Annotated in this window: 7 protein-coding genes, 22 tRNA genes and 2 other annotated features; of the genes, 24 read left to right on the top strand and 5 right to left on the bottom strand. The window is 43.6% G+C overall.

Features of this window, described 5'->3' with window-relative positions:
* Position 1: 1 nt before the first annotated feature.
* Both ahpC and adhE read right to left on the bottom strand, forming a co-directional pair.
* Entirely contained in the window at positions 2-565 is a 564-nt protein-coding gene (gene ahpC, locus FTV88_RS06770) for an alkyl hydroperoxide reductase subunit C (RefSeq protein WP_153724959.1), read from the bottom strand.
* 236 nt (positions 566-801) lie between these two features.
* Positions 802-3,438 (bottom strand): bifunctional acetaldehyde-CoA/alcohol dehydrogenase, encoded by a 2,637-nt coding sequence (gene adhE, locus FTV88_RS06765; protein ID WP_153724958.1) that lies wholly within the window; start codon positions 3,436-3,438, stop codon positions 802-804.
* A 334-nt stretch (positions 3,439-3,772) separates the two neighbouring features.
* Positions 3,773-4,024: a sequence feature (23S ribosomal RNA rRNA prediction is too short), on the top strand.
* Positions 4,025-4,113: 89 nt separating this feature from the next.
* On the opposite strand from adhE, the gene FTV88_RS06760 reads away from it, so the two are divergent.
* The 23 genes from FTV88_RS06760 (at position 4,114) to FTV88_RS06650 (ending at position 7,914) form a co-directional block, all read left to right on the top strand.
* Positions 4,114-4,189 (top strand) — tRNA-Asn (locus FTV88_RS06760).
* Between the two features lie 6 nt (positions 4,190-4,195).
* Positions 4,196-4,271: transfer RNA gene (locus FTV88_RS06755), tRNA-Met, on the top strand.
* 8 nt (positions 4,272-4,279) lie between these two features.
* A tRNA-Ser gene (locus FTV88_RS06750) sits at positions 4,280-4,371 on the top strand.
* A 9-nt stretch (positions 4,372-4,380) separates the two neighbouring features.
* Positions 4,381-4,457: transfer RNA gene (locus FTV88_RS06745), tRNA-Pro, on the top strand.
* 14 nt (positions 4,458-4,471) lie between these two features.
* Positions 4,472-4,545, top strand: a tRNA-Gly gene (locus FTV88_RS06740).
* Between the two features lie 3 nt (positions 4,546-4,548).
* Positions 4,549-4,625 (top strand) — tRNA-Arg (locus FTV88_RS06735).
* 34 nt (positions 4,626-4,659) lie between these two features.
* Positions 4,660-4,735: transfer RNA gene (locus FTV88_RS06730), tRNA-His, on the top strand.
* Position 4,736: 1 nt separating this feature from the next.
* A tRNA-Cys gene (locus FTV88_RS06725) sits at positions 4,737-4,811 on the top strand.
* A gap of 25 nt (positions 4,812-4,836) precedes the next feature.
* Positions 4,837-4,923, top strand: a tRNA-Leu gene (locus FTV88_RS06720).
* An 8-nt stretch (positions 4,924-4,931) separates the two neighbouring features.
* Positions 4,932-5,008: transfer RNA gene (locus FTV88_RS06715), tRNA-Met, on the top strand.
* A gap of 10 nt (positions 5,009-5,018) precedes the next feature.
* A tRNA-Val gene (locus FTV88_RS06710) sits at positions 5,019-5,095 on the top strand.
* 8 nt (positions 5,096-5,103) lie between these two features.
* Positions 5,104-5,179: transfer RNA gene (locus FTV88_RS06705), tRNA-Phe, on the top strand.
* An 8-nt stretch (positions 5,180-5,187) separates the two neighbouring features.
* Positions 5,188-5,271, top strand: a tRNA-Tyr gene (locus FTV88_RS06700).
* 5 nt (positions 5,272-5,276) lie between these two features.
* Positions 5,277-5,351, top strand: a tRNA-Gln gene (locus FTV88_RS06695).
* A gap of 5 nt (positions 5,352-5,356) precedes the next feature.
* Positions 5,357-5,432: transfer RNA gene (locus FTV88_RS06690), tRNA-Lys, on the top strand.
* A 5-nt stretch (positions 5,433-5,437) separates the two neighbouring features.
* A tRNA-Glu gene (locus tag FTV88_RS06685) sits at positions 5,438-5,513 on the top strand.
* Between the two features lie 8 nt (positions 5,514-5,521).
* A tRNA-Val gene (locus tag FTV88_RS06680) sits at positions 5,522-5,597 on the top strand.
* 6 nt (positions 5,598-5,603) lie between these two features.
* Positions 5,604-5,680 (top strand) — tRNA-Asp (locus FTV88_RS06675).
* Positions 5,681-5,687: 7 nt separating this feature from the next.
* Positions 5,688-5,778, top strand: a tRNA-Ser gene (locus tag FTV88_RS06670).
* A gap of 8 nt (positions 5,779-5,786) precedes the next feature.
* Positions 5,787-5,862 (top strand) — tRNA-Thr (locus FTV88_RS06665).
* A 22-nt stretch (positions 5,863-5,884) separates the two neighbouring features.
* Positions 5,885-5,967 (top strand) — tRNA-Leu (locus tag FTV88_RS06660).
* 3 nt (positions 5,968-5,970) lie between these two features.
* Positions 5,971-6,045: transfer RNA gene (locus FTV88_RS06655), tRNA-Gly, on the top strand.
* A 362-nt stretch (positions 6,046-6,407) separates the two neighbouring features.
* Positions 6,408-6,827 (top strand) — a sequence feature (16S ribosomal RNA rRNA prediction is too short).
* A 37-nt stretch (positions 6,828-6,864) separates the two neighbouring features.
* Positions 6,865-7,914: an HD-GYP domain-containing protein gene (locus FTV88_RS06650; protein WP_153724957.1), complete on the top strand. Its 1,050-nt coding sequence runs from the start codon at positions 6,865-6,867 to the stop codon at positions 7,912-7,914.
* A gap of 132 nt (positions 7,915-8,046) precedes the next feature.
* On the opposite strand, the gene FTV88_RS06645 is transcribed toward FTV88_RS06650, so the two are convergent.
* The 3 genes from FTV88_RS06645 to FTV88_RS06635 are packed head-to-tail and all read right to left on the bottom strand — an operon-like array spanning position 8,047 to position 12,017.
* Positions 8,047-10,326 (bottom strand): response regulator, encoded by a 2,280-nt coding sequence (locus FTV88_RS06645; protein ID WP_162007933.1) that lies wholly within the window; start codon positions 10,324-10,326, stop codon positions 8,047-8,049.
* Positions 10,316-11,374: a uroporphyrinogen decarboxylase family protein gene (locus tag FTV88_RS06640; RefSeq protein WP_153724955.1), complete on the bottom strand. Its 1,059-nt coding sequence runs from the start codon at positions 11,372-11,374 to the stop codon at positions 10,316-10,318. The genes FTV88_RS06645 and FTV88_RS06640 overlap by 11 nt, the downstream gene beginning before the upstream one ends.
* Positions 11,367-12,017, bottom strand: a complete 651-nt coding sequence (locus FTV88_RS06635; protein ID WP_153724954.1) for a cobalamin B12-binding domain-containing protein — start codon at positions 12,015-12,017, stop codon at positions 11,367-11,369. The genes FTV88_RS06640 and FTV88_RS06635 overlap by 8 nt, the downstream gene beginning before the upstream one ends.
* Positions 12,018-12,281: 264 nt before the next feature.
* Here FTV88_RS06635 and FTV88_RS06630 point away from each other — a divergent pair, with 264 nt between their 5' ends.
* Positions 12,282-14,018, top strand: a complete 1,737-nt coding sequence (locus tag FTV88_RS06630; RefSeq protein WP_153724953.1) for a sensor histidine kinase — start codon at positions 12,282-12,284, stop codon at positions 14,016-14,018.
* Positions 14,019-14,070 lie beyond the last annotated feature (52 nt).

Here is a 14,070-nt window from a genome sequence, read left to right as displayed (position 1 = left end):
CTTAAATCTTGCCTACGAGATCAAGACTTGGCTTCAGTGTAGCGGCTCCTTCTTGCCATTTCGCTGGACAAACTTCACCAGGATTGCTTCGAACATATTGTGCTGCCTTGATTTTGTTGACAAGAGTACTTGCATCTCGACCAATTCCACCTGCATTAATTTCAACGCCTTGCACGACACCATCAGGATCAATTATGAATGTGCCGCGATCAGCAAGGCCAGAAGATTCGATTAATACGTCAAAGTTTCTAGATAGCGTATGTGACGGATCTCCAATCATAATATACGTAATCTTTCCAATCGCTTTTGAACTGTCGTGCCACGCTTTGTGTGTAAAATGAGTGTCTGTTGAAACAGAATAAACTTCAACGCCAAGCTTCTTCAAATCCTCATAATGATTCTGTAAATCCTCTAGTTCTGTTGGACATACGAAAGTAAAGTCGGCAGGATAAAAGCAAAGGATACTCCACTTACCCTTAAAATCTTCTTCTGTAACTTCTATAAAATTTCCGTTGTGATAAGCTTGCGTTTTAAATGGTTTTACCTCAGTGCCGATTAATGACATCTCAGATTTCCTCCTACATTTTTCTTAAAGGGACTTCTTTGCTTTCAGATTTTATATCCTTACTATTGTTATAATTGTCCTTTGTCGACAAAAAAATTCTTTTATGTTCGTATTGCAACATAAAAAAGGGAGGTCAAAGCCTCCCTAAGTCTCCCTTTTTATGATTCCTTGAATTACTCAGAACTACATCACAACGAGCCTTTACTTTAAGTGACATTTTTCTATCGATCTTCTATTCAATCTTCATAAGCCCGAAGCAGTATTTCCTGAATTTCACTAACAAGCGGCATCCTTGGATTGGCCGTTGTCGTCTGATCATCGAAGGCTCGCTCGGCCAGCTCCGGTACCATATGCAGGAATCTTTGCTTTTCCACACCGCACTGGGCAATCGATAAAGGCATCTCCAATTCTCGCATCAACTGACGCACAGCCTTAATCAGAGATTGCACACCTTCTTCTACAGAATTGGCTTGCAAACCAATCATGCGAGCAATTTCTGCATAACGCTGGTCCGCTACATAAGATTCATAATTGGGAAAGGAAGTAAATTTGGTAGGACGACGAGCGTTATAAGCAATCGTATGAGGAAGTAAAATGGCATTGGCTCGACCGTGTGGAATGTGGAAAGCGGCACCTAACTGGTGAGCTATACTGTGATTGACACCAAGAAAAGCGTTTGTGAAGGCCATACCAGCAATGCAAGAAGCGTTATGCATTTTCTCACGAGCTTGTCTGTCTCCTCCATTCCTATAAGCCCGAGGCAGGTATTCAAATACCATCTGGATGGCTTTTATAGCCAAAGCATCGGTATAATCAGATGCTAAGACGGATACATAAGCTTCTACGGCATGGGTTAATACATCCATCCCCGTGTCAACGGTGACTTTTGGTGGCACTGTCATGACGAATTCGGGATCAATAATGGCCACATCAGGCGTCAGTTCATAATCAGCCAAGGGATATTTGATGTTTTTCTCTTTATCTGTAATAACGGCAAAAGAAGTCACTTCTGATCCCGTTCCTGATGTAGTCGGAACGGCAACAAATCTTGCTTTAGAACCAAGCTTGGGAAACTTATAGACTCTCTTACGGATATCCATAAAATTCAACCGTAAGGCAGCGAAGTCCGTGTTAGGATGTTCATAAAAAAGCCACATGCCTTTGGCAGCATCCATAACAGAACCACCACCTAAAGCGATGATGACATCCGGTTGAAACTCATTCATCATGCGACAACCACGCATCACTGTATCCACAGAAGGATCGGGCTCTACTTCGGAAAAAATTTTACTATTCACGTAGTCATGACGTTTCCGCAAGTAATGAAGTGCGCGAGCGACATAACCTTGTTCCATCATAACTGGATCGGTTACGATAAAGGCTCTTTGTATATCAGGCATTTTTTCTAGATAGCCAATGGCACCAAATTGAAAGTAGATTCGTTCAGGTATTTTAAACCATTGCATTTTTTCTCGCCGCTTTGCCACCCTTTTTTTGTTAATTAAATTCACCACTGACACATTGGCGGATGTGGAGTTCCCGCCAAAAGTTCCACACCCTAAGGTTAATGAAGGTGTATTGGCATTGTAAATTTCTCCGATGGCACCTTGGCTTGCTGGTGCATTAACAATGAGGCGCCCTGTCTTAATGCGTCGAGAAAAAGCATGCACCACTTCTGGATTTTCGGAATGGATAACAGCCGAATGACCCATCCCTCCAAAGCGAACCATTTCTTCGGCTCGATCAATACCTTCGCCAGCATTGTTTGCAATATAATAAGCCAGAATGGGACTTAACTTTTCCCTCGAAAGAGGATAATTCGGTCCAACTCCTTCTAGAGACGCTAATAGAATTTTTGTTCCTTCTGGTACAGAAAAGCCTGCCATCTCGGCAATTTGGTAGGCTGATTTGCCAACAATATTTGCATTGATAGAACACTTTTCTTCGTTAAGCGCCATTTTTTCTAAGAGAGACGCTTCATCTTCCGATAGAAAATAGCAGTTGTTTTCTTTCATTAGCTTTTCAAAGTCTCTGGCAATGGCTTGATCAACGATTACAGCTTGTTCAGAAGCGCAGATCATGCCGTTATCAAAAGTCTTAGACATAATCAGATCTGTTACGGCCCGGCGCAAATTGGCAGTCTTTTCAATATAACAAGGTACATTGCCGGGCCCAACACCGAGGGCAGGTTTGCCACAGCTATATGCAGCCAAGACCATGCTCGCTCCGCCTGTCGCTAGAATTAAATTAACGCCTGGATGCTTCATGAGTCCATTGGTTGCTTCTATAGAAGGCTTTTCTATCCACTGAATACAATGTTCTGGCGCCCCTGCCTCAATGGCTGCATCTCGAACGACTTTCGCAGCAGCAGCACTGCTCTTCTGAGCTGATGGGTGAAAAGAAAAAATAATTGGATTTCTAGTCTTCATGGCAATGAGAGACTTAAATAAGGTTGTAGCAGTAGGGTTGGTCACTGGCGTAAGCGCAGCTATCACCCCGACCGGTTCAGCAACTTCTTCATAATCGTCAAATTCATTGACACCGATTACGCCAACAGTCTTGTGATACTTAATGCTGTGATAAACTGATTCCGTGGCAAAGGTATTTTTGATAATCTTGTCTTCATAGACACCACGGCCTGTTTCTTCATAGGCCAGCTTGGCCAAAGGCATTCGCTGTTCTAATCCCGCCATGGCCATGGCATGAACGATACGGTCTACTTGGTCTTGATCAAGGTCTAAAAACTGTTCTAAAGCTCGCTGTCCATTAGAGACTAAGCTATCAATTGCATCCATTTCTTTCAAAGGAACCTCCTTGTAGAAATCATTAAAAAACAAGACTAGTCTTTGTGGTCGTTGCAAAAGAAATAACATAGCATTTATAAAATGTAACTTCGACAAATTCCTTTGATTCCCTGTCTATTCTATTCTATGTTCCGCAGAATGATAATCAAAATTAAAAGGATTTTTCTGGGTACCTCAGTGGTGGCAAAGTCGTTTTATAAAGTAATGATGCACAAACAAAAAGACCTTGCTGTTATCACGAACAACAAGGTCTTCACTTATTCCTTGAAAGCTACACAGAGAAGGGTTTTAACGTAACCGCGAATTGTCAGAATTGTTTCTGAGTTTCCGCGGGGTTTAATCCCCAAGCAATTTGCGATGTAATAGAGTAGGTTAAGTCCTCGACCGATTCGTACTCGTCAACTACACGCCTCACAGCGCTTCCATCTCGAGCCGATCAACCAGGTCATCTTCCTGGGGTCTTACCTACTTACGTAGTGGGAAGTGGGTAGCCAAGTCGGGACCGGATAAGCGCTGAAAGCATCTAAGCGCGAAGCCGACCCAAAGATGAGACTTCCCACTACGTAAGTAGGTAAGACCCAGGAAGATGACCTGGTTGATCGGCTCGAGATGGAAGCGTCGTGAGGCGTGTAGTTGACGAGTACGAATCGGTCGAGGACTTAACCTACTCTTTACATCGCTATTATTTCTCTGTGTAGTTTTCAGGAATATACTCTGAAAAGAATCATTGAGCTAAAACAATATTCCTCGATAGCTCAATCGGTAGAGCAACCGGCTGTTAACCGGTAGGTTGTAGGTTCGAGTCCTACTCGAGGAGCCATAATGACGCGGGGTGGAGCAGCTGGCAGCTCGTCGGGCTCATAACCCGAAGGTCACAGGTTCAAGTCCTGTCCCCGCAACCAATTTATCAGGAGAGATGGCCGAGTTGGTCGAAGGCGCACGATTGGAAATCGTGTAGGCGGCAAAACCGTCTCGAGGGTTCGAATCCCTCTTTCTCCGCCATAGAAGAATCGGGGTGTAGCTCAGTTTGGTGGAGCGCCTGCCTTGGGAGCAGGAGGCCGCACGTTCAAGTCGTGTCACCCCGACCATATCTCTTAAAAATGCGGGTGTAGCTTAATGGTAAAGCTCTAGCCTTCCAAGCTAGCTACGTGGGTTCGATTCCCATCACCCGCTCCATAGGCGCTTGTAGCTCAGTCGGATAGAGCAACCGCCTTCTAAGCGGTCGGTCGGGAGTTCGAATCTCTCCAAGCGCGCCACTTTAAAGTTAGAGTTCTAAGAAATTATATTATGGTGGTTGTGGCGAAGTGGTTAACGCACCGGATTGTGGCTCCGGCACTCGTGGGTTCAAGTCCCATCAGCCACCCCATGGCGGCATAGCCAAGTGGTAAGGCAGAGGTCTGCAAAACCTTTATTCCCCAGTTCGAATCTGGGTGCCGCCTCCAATTATATAACAGCTATATGTAATATGCCGAAGTGGCGGAATTGGCAGACGCGCTGGTCTCAAAAACCAGTGAGGGAAACTTCGTGCCGGTTCGACCCCGGCCTTCGGCACCACGGTATTTGGCGGTGTAGCTCAGTTGGTCAGAGCATACGGTTCATACCCGTAGGGTCGTAGGTTCAAATCCTACCACCGCTACCAAAAAAACACTGGACGATTAGCTCAGCTGGTTAGAGTACTTGCTTGACATGCAAGGGGTCGGCGGTTCGATTCCGTCATCGTCCACCATTTAGTATGCCTCGATAGCTCAGTCGGTAGAGCAGAGGACTGAAAATCCTCGTGTCGGTGGTTCGATTCCGCCTCGAGGCACCATCTTCCTTGGAGGGATTCCCGAGTGGCCAAAGGGAGCAGACTGTAAATCTGCCGCGTAAGCTTCGAAGGTTCGAATCCTTCTCCCTCCACCAATTTTTGGGGTGTAGCCAAGTGGTAAGGCAGCGGACTTTGACTCCGCCATTCGTTGGTTCGAATCCAGCCTCCCCAGCCATATAAGATCCATTAGCTCAGTTGGTAGAGCACCTGACTTTTAATCAGGGTGTCGCTGGTTCGAGTCCAGCATGGATCACCATGTAGGGCCCGTTGGTCAAGTGGTCTAAGACACCGCCCTTTCACGGCGGTAACAGGGGTTCGAATCCCCTACGGGTCACCAATTATTTAGGGCGATTAGCTCAGCTGGGAGAGCACCTGCCTTACAAGCAGGGGGTCGGCAGTTCGATCCTGTCATCGCCCACCAAAAAATGGAGCTGTGGTGTAGAGGCCTAACATGCCTGCCTGTCACGCAGGAGACCGCGGGTTCGAATCCCGTCAGCTCCGCCATTTATATGGAGTGGTACTCAAGCGGCTGAAGAGGACGGTTTGCTAAACCGTTAGTGGGCGTAAGTCCAGCGAGGGTTCAAATCCCTCCCACTCCGCCATCTTGTTTGCCAGCGTAGCTCAATCGGTAGAGCAACTGACTTGTAATCAGTAGGTTGCGGGTTCAATTCCTGTCGCTGGCTCCATCTTTACTATACAATTTTATTTGCGGTCGTGGCGGAATTGGCAGACGCACTGGATTTAGGTTCCAGCGGGCAACCGTGGAGGTTCAAGTCCTCTCGACCGCACCACTTGCGGAAGTGGCTCAGTGGTAGAGCATCGCCTTGCCAAGGCGAGGGTCGCGAGTTCGAATCTCGTCTTCCGCTCCATTGCTACTTTAATTAATGTAGCATCAGAACCAACACTTACAGCACTTAGAATGGACGATTTGGTAAGCTTTGTTTTAACGGCGGAGTTGCCAAAAAGAACCAGTAGACAAAACGATGACAAACATGATACTATGTATTTCCGCCCAACAAGAGGGCAAAACAAACCGGTCCTTGAAAATCAAACAGTTGTAAACAAGTCAAGCGTGCGAAAATGTCGAAGCTTTCGGGCTTACGACAAACCAATCAATTCTGAGAGCTTTTGCAGATTCGGTGATGGTTTTTCGAAACCTTCATTATAAATACAAAAGTTATCAAAAAAAGTCAATTAAGAGCTTTATCAGGCTCACCCATAATTTTTTGGAGAGTTTGATCCTGGCTCAGGACGAACGCTGGCGGCATGCCTAACACATGCAAGTCGAACGGAGTTAAGGGATAGCTTGCTATTCCAAGACTTAGTGGCGAACGGGTGAGTAACGCGTGGATAACCTACCTATAAGAGGGGGATAACTTTCCGAAAGGAGAGCTAATACCGCATAAAGTTGTTCTATGGCATCATGGGACAACCAAAGGAGCAATCCGCTAATAGATGGGTCCGCGTCCGATTAGCTAGATGGTGGAGTAAAAGCCTACCATGGCGACGATCGGTAGCCGGCCTGAGAGGGTGAACGGCCACACTGGGCTGAGTGTTAACCCCCCATGCCACCCTAAAATAGCAGGAAATATATTCTTCATAACGAATAAAGATTAACAGGAAAAGTTCTACACATGTAACACCTTACTCCTATACACTAGTAGATTAAGAGAGAGGTGTAATCACTGATGCCAAAAGCGTTGCAAAGAATTCCCCTTAAAATGGTTGAAGATGGCTGTGTTCTCGCTCTTCCTATTCTTGATGAAAAAGGAAGCGTACTTCTTGGGAAGGGTGTCAAATTAACATCCAAATATGTAGATCGCTTAAAAAGAATGGGAGTCGACTATATCTGCATTGAAACACCAGGCCTAGAATTGGTGAGTGTGGAAAATGCAATTTCTCAAGAAACGGTTCAGTTTTCAATTACCGATATCAGGAAAACTTTGAATAATGTAGGTTTGAAAAAGAACTTTTGCCTTAAAGAAATAGAAGGCACTGTAGAAAGCATTATTTATGATATGCTGAAGAATCGCAATATTATGCTCGATATACAAATGATTAAACATTACGATGAATACACCTATACCCATAGTCTGTCTGTAGCGGCCATCTCTTTAGCCATTGGCATTAAGTTAGGGATGAATGTAGACACCCTTCGCAATCTTGGAATCGGTGCCATTCTTCATGATGTAGGGAAGCTAGAGATAGATAAAGAAATCTTGAATAAGCCAGGACCTCTTACGAAAGAGGAATATGAAAAGATCAAGCAACACTCCAAAATAGGATATGACTTAATTAAGACATGCAATGCAGTACTCGCTGCTCATGTAGCTTTACAACACCAAGAACGATTTAATGGATCAGGCTATCCCAGGGCTGTCTCAAAAAATGATATTCACTTATTTGGAAGAATTAGTGCTGTCGCCGATGTTTATGATGCTCTAACTTCAGAACGTCCTCAACGTCCAGCTTGGAGCTCTTTAGAAGCCTATGAGTATGTTGTGCAAGGATCGGGCAAGCAATTTGATCCTAGGATAATAAAATTATTTCAGGATTCAGTAACCCTTTACTCTAACGGTATGATCGTCAAACTATCAACAGGAGAAAATGCCATTGTCGTTTCTCAAAACGATGCATTACCCAACCGCCCAGTTGTCTTTACCTTAAAAAATGGTGCTGTTAATAAAAAGCTTGACTTGAAAGAAATTGAGAACTCCCATATCGTTATTGCTCGCTAAGTACGAATATAAGCTCATGAAAAGCTCTCCGCAGGAACGGAAAGCTTTTTTTGCTTCTATGGCATGGTTTTATAAACACAAAAGACCCTTACCGGTCATAGGCAAAGGTCTTCTTTCACAGAACTCTAACAATCAAGTTTTTGTCGCTCTAGACAGCCATTTCTGTAGCACCTTCTCTAGAGTCTCTAAATTCACAGGCTTGGTAATAAAATCGTTCATCCCTACTTCTAGACAACGGCTCTGTTCGTCTTCCATGGCATGGGCTGTCATGGCAACGATAGGGACAGGCGAGAGCTCCCTTGCTTGCTCATCTTGTCGGATCAACCGCGTCGCTTCATACCCATCCAATTCCGGCATTTGTAGATCCATAAGGATGAGAGAATAACGGTCACGAGACACTTTCTCTACGGCTTCTTCTCCATTGCTTGCATCGGCTATTTGTGTATAACCAAGCTTTGACAATTGTAGATGTGTCAATTTGCGGTTCACCGGATTATCATCTACTACGAGCAAGGGATAAACTTCTGTTATAGAGAGCCCATCCTCAGTAGAAGAAAGGGCAGCAGCGCTTATCGCACTATCCTCCTTATCGTCCCGGTCCTCTTCGTCCTCCCGAGAAGAAAGGTGTGACGATGATACTAGGGGTATGGTAAACCAGAAAAGAGAACCTTTCTCCACTTCGCTTTCCACACCCATTTCACCACCCATTAATGTGACAAACTCTTTCGAAATGGTAAGGCCCAGTCCTGTGCCACCGTATTTCCGTGTAATAGAACTATCGGCTTGTGTAAATGCTTCAAAAAGATAAGGTATCTTCTCAGGCGCGATACCAATACCGGTGTCACGAATTTGAAAGCGAACATAGGAAGAAAACTTCTTGGTAAAGCGGCCCTTTTCCGTTAGAGATGAATCTTGGCAATCAACAAGATCTACAGTCAGTTCTATGGTACCTTCTTCCGTAAATTTAATGGCATTGCTCGTCAAATTGTAAAGAACTTGACGTAAGCGAGCAGGATCAACAAGCATCTCGGTAGGTACAGCAGAGTCTACATGGATATGAAACAGAAGAGATTTCGATTGGTAGGAATAGGATAGCAGTGCTTTTACTTCTTGTAGCAACTGTTTTACGTCAAGAGGTTTGTACTCAAGAACAATCTTTTTCGCTTCAATTTTTGATAGATCCAGTACATCATTAAGAATCGTAAGCAATACTTTGGCTGAATTTTGAACCAACTGTAAAAGTTCTTTCTGCTCTTTCCCAAGTTGTGAATCTTGCAAAACCTCTAGTATGCCAAAAATCCCATGCAGGGGTGTACGAATTTCATGGCTCATATTGGCGAGGAAGGAACTTTTTGCTTCGCTGGCTTGCTCGGCTTGTTTTTTTGCATGGCGCAGAGATTTCTCTACTTCTTTAATCCGCTCAAACTTTTGAGCATTGGCGATAGTGAGGCCACATACACCAGATAGTGAAATTGCTAGATTCAGATAATCTTGAAGATAAGAAGAAAAAGGTAGGTTTTTCACTTCCATTGTACCTAATACTTCTTGGCGATAGGTAAGGTGAAAGTAAAAACCCTTCGAATCTTCTTCTAAAAAATAGCCACTGTTCTTCGCTGACAAATAGCACCAATCGTGATAATGAACTGTATCAGCAGCAAAGAGCAAACGAAAAAGATCTTCTAAATGCTGCGTTGCTTCTTTTTCCGTCATAAAGGACCTTGTGTTCATAAGAATATCAAGTGCCATGGCATAGTCACTTGATTTACGATTGGCTTGAGCGATTCGCTTCATCGCTTTATTGCGTTCGAGCACCTGCTGTTGCTGCAATAACAGATTCTTGACATGAAGACGTAGATAGTCCAAGCCTACAGGTATAATTTCGCAGGGTAGGCCAATGTAGTGGGACAGCTCTTGGGCTTTTTCTTTGCTATTGGGATAACAGAAAGTGTCCAATAGCAAGAATCCTTTCACAGACTCTTGAAAGAAAAGACGAGCACCGGTCTGATCAAATCCCCATGCTTGCAAATATCTTTCCCAGCGATCCAGCCAGGCTGGCAAAAGCAAAAATTGTCCCTGATCAATGAAATGATCAATGATCGATGGGTTTGCAAAAAGATAAAAGCAGTTGTCTAGGGAGAAAAATTCTAGCTTCGATAAATCAGTATCGTCTTCTTTCCTAGAAAGAAGACGATAACAGTGACCGCAGAGAACAATGTTTTTTTCTGTAGAAAGAGCAGAGACGGGAAATGGAGTTTTCCTTTTATCTTTGGTAAGATGACAAATAGGGGCGAAAAAGTTTTGCTGTATCGGCAGCAGACCTTCTTCAGCTGCAACTTTCTCAACTTCTCTTTGCAATTGTCGACAGAACCAATACTTTATCTTAGTAACGCTTTCTTTTGTTTCATCGTCCATCTTCGTCAGTTCCAATCCAATTTATCGGATAACGTCCCCATTTTCTTACTGTTTCCATAATTGTCATCAGTGTATCATCAGACACATACCAAGGGATTTCACCATGATTGTCGCTGAGAATAAAGCCGCCTCCAGGCGCTGCTTGGGCAAGGGCGCGGCGAACCGCTTCTTCAGTCTCTTGCAAAGTCCAATTGCACATGGCAAGACCATTTAAGTTGCCAAACACAGTGGCTTGGTGACGACATGCTTCTTTTAATTGACCCAAGTCTTCAAGAACACTGACGCCGATAGCACCCGTACCTGTCTCTAACAACTTATCAACAATAGGCATACAACGTCCTGAAGCCATATGTATAGCCACGGGTGCTTGCCACTGCTTGAGCATACGGCAAGCAATGGGATAGCCTGTCTGTAAGAAGGTCTCACGTGGAATCATAGAAGAAGAGCTAAAAGGATCAAAATAACAAAGAGCCGTCGCGCCAGCATCAAGCTGTGCTTGCCCCCAGGAAAAAGCAAAAGCTTCGTTGATCGCCATGAGACGGTGAAAGCGCTCTTGATCTTCCCAGAGAAGATTCAGATAGGCTTCAAAGCCCATTTGCATAATAGGTAAAGAAAAGGGTGATATAACCACGCCAATAATGGGAATGGTGCCATCTGATTTTTCCTTCAGAAGGGCAATCGTTTCTAATACACGAGTCAGTGGTTTACTCTCTACAACAGAAGGAACGCTAAGGGTATCAATCTTTTCTCTCGTTAAGAAAGGCTCCTTAACATTCGGCGGACCGTCTTCTACGAAGAAGGTAGCGCTGCCAAAAGCTTCGCACTCTAAGGCCGCATAGTAAAAGGCGTAGAAACAGTCGTGGCCGTAACGAGCCTGCATACGCAATTGTCCTTCTGCCACATAGTCCGGTCGGGAAAAATATTCTTCTATCGTTAAACCCAGCTCTTTGGCACCATGCATGGTTAACAAAAGAAAAACAGGAACGCGATCTGCCTCACGATGACCGAGAGCGCATAAGACACGTTCTAAGGAAGTCATTTTATCCATGCATGCTCATCTCCTTTTCCCATTTTTTCACCAGCATCAAGGCGTCGCTGGCTGTTTTTGCCATACTATCTGCACCAACTTTTTGCCATAAAAGCGAGTCAAAGGTAAAAGGAGCACCGCCGACAACAATCGGTATGGAATAGTTCATTCGTAGAAGCTCTGCCTTGACTTCTTTAATCCGTAAAGCCGAATGTAGCATGAGTGATGATAGAAGCAAGATATCGATTCGATCGTCCATAACTTTCTGGGCCAATTCTTCTGGAAGAAGGCCGCCGCCATAATCATGGACATAATACCCTGCTCCGCGCAGTGTTGCTGCAACAATACGTTTGCCTAACAAATGTTGATCAGCAATGACAGCAATACCGAGCCGAGGTTCTTTTTTGTACTCTACTTTCGCGACAGGTAGCAGTTCTTGAACCAGCTCTTCACAAAGGCGAGAGGTCATATAGACTTGGGAGAGGGCGACTTCACCTTCTTCAAAGCCTATACCAATCTCATGCATCACAGGAACGATAAGCTCCTCAATGACCTCCATAGCTGTAAATTGGCGCACCCACCCTTGTAATAGTTCTCTTGAGTACAAATGATTCATAGACAGCAACGCTATCTTAAACTCTTCTATCATCCTGTTCTTTGTCATCAAAGGCACCTACTTTCAATTTGGAAGGGCATTGATTTTTTTTACCAATTCAACAAAAGCTTAGAGAATCCTTTTTGTACAGAGAAGGTCGTGAAAATCTTTGTATGAGAAAAGTATAATTAAGGTTTTTTCGACACCTTCGGACAATTTTCTCATGATATTTTTGTGTAAACTGATAAAATAATAAATGTACATGATTTCACGGTTTTCATAAAGGAGTGAATTCTTCTGAATGGTATCAAAAAAGAACAATTTTCCTCTACAGTGAAGAAATTGTCACTCAAGGTTACTCTTGCTTACCTTATTGCTGCTTCATTTTGGATTGTGACAACCGATATACTCGTCATAAAGCTGTTCTTAGATAGTAAAGACTTTCCCACTGTTGAAATATACAAAGGGCTTTTCTTTGTTATTACGACAGGTCTGATGCTCTTTTTCATGATTCAATATTATACGGAAAAGATAGAAACTATGAAAAATGCCCTCCTTTTCTCAGAAGATTCCCTTCGTCTGTTGGCGGAAAATGCAGAAGATATTATTTTCCGCTATCTTTTTTACCCTACTTTAACTTTGCAATTTATCAGTCCTGCTGTGGAGCGAATCTTGGGTTATAAAGCCAAAGAATGTTATGCCTATCCAGAATTGCTCTATGAACGCATTCACCCAGAAGATCAGGAACAATTCAAAAAATACATAGAACACCCCAACCATAAAACCCATTACTATCGTTGCAAGAATAGAGAAGACAAGTGGATCTGGCTTAGCTTACGAGCTGTACCGCTTCGTGATGCTCAAGGAAAGACCATTGGCGTGGAAGGCATTGTCCGCGATGTGACTGAACGAATCTATTGTAACGATCAACTGCGCAAGCTCTCAGAAGCAGTACGGCAATCTTCTAATACTTTGTTAATTACAGATCAGCAAGGTACCATAGAATATGCCAACGATCAATGCTTTCAACTGACGGGCTATGATAGTCACGAAGTGATTGGTAACAACCCTAAGATTTTCCAATCGGGAGAAACACCAGAAGAACAATATCGCGAAATGTGGAAAACAATACGTTCCGGCCAAGATTGGAGCGGTGAAATTTTAAATAAAAAGAAAGATGGCACACTCTATTGGGAAGAAGTATTGGTCACACCCATTAAGAATGATCGAGGTGTAACGACCCATTTTCTTGGTGTGAAGCATGATATTACAGAAAGAAAAGAGCAAGAAAGGATTATTGTAGAACAGAATGAAGCGTTAAAACTTCATGCCCAACATCTTGAAAAACTGAATGAAAAGCTACTGCAAACTGAACAACTGAAAAATGAATTTCTATCCAATATTTCTCATGAATTACGGACGCCCCTCAATGCTGTGATTGGCTTTTCTCAGTTAATCAAAGACGGAGAATTTGAAGATTCACAACAACTGGTAGAATTCGTTGATATAATCGAAAAAAACGGCCAAGAATTACTTACGATCATTACCAATATCTTAACCCTAGCCAAAATGGAATCAGGCACAGAAAGCTTTGAGAAAGCCCTTGTAGATGTAGAACTACTCATGGATGCTCTTCATAACTATGTAGAAAGTCAGCCGATACAGAAAGGCTTGACTGTTGTTGTGGAACCTCAAGTGGAAAAACTACGACTGGAAACAGATTACGAAAAAGTACTTCGCGTGCTTATGCATGTATTGCAAAATGCAATCAAGTTTACATCTTCAGGTACGATCACAATTAAAGCAGAAAAAAGAGACAACCATATCGCCTTTGTCATCACCGATACGGGAATTGGCATTGAACCAGAAGAACAAAAGCGACTTTTTCAAAAGTTTGTTCAAGTTGATGGTACAGCAAGTCGCAGGTACAGTGGTCTGGGCATGGGACTTGCTTTGTGCCAATTAACGATTCATAAATTAGAAGGAACAATAGAACTTTACAGCGAAGGGAAGAATAAAGGGACAGAAGTAACGATTTATCTCCCCTTGTACCAGTCAGATAGTGCGTAGATCGGCTAGAATGGCTCTAGTCGGTATTCTAAGAAAAGAGAGGCCTAGCAAC

The organism is Heliorestis convoluta (assembly GCF_009649955.1).
Classification (GTDB): domain Bacteria; phylum Bacillota; class Desulfitobacteriia; order Heliobacteriales; family Heliobacteriaceae; genus Heliorestis; species Heliorestis convoluta.
Note: the sequence above shows the minus strand (reverse complement) of the source record. Positions and strands in the feature narration are given on the sequence as shown.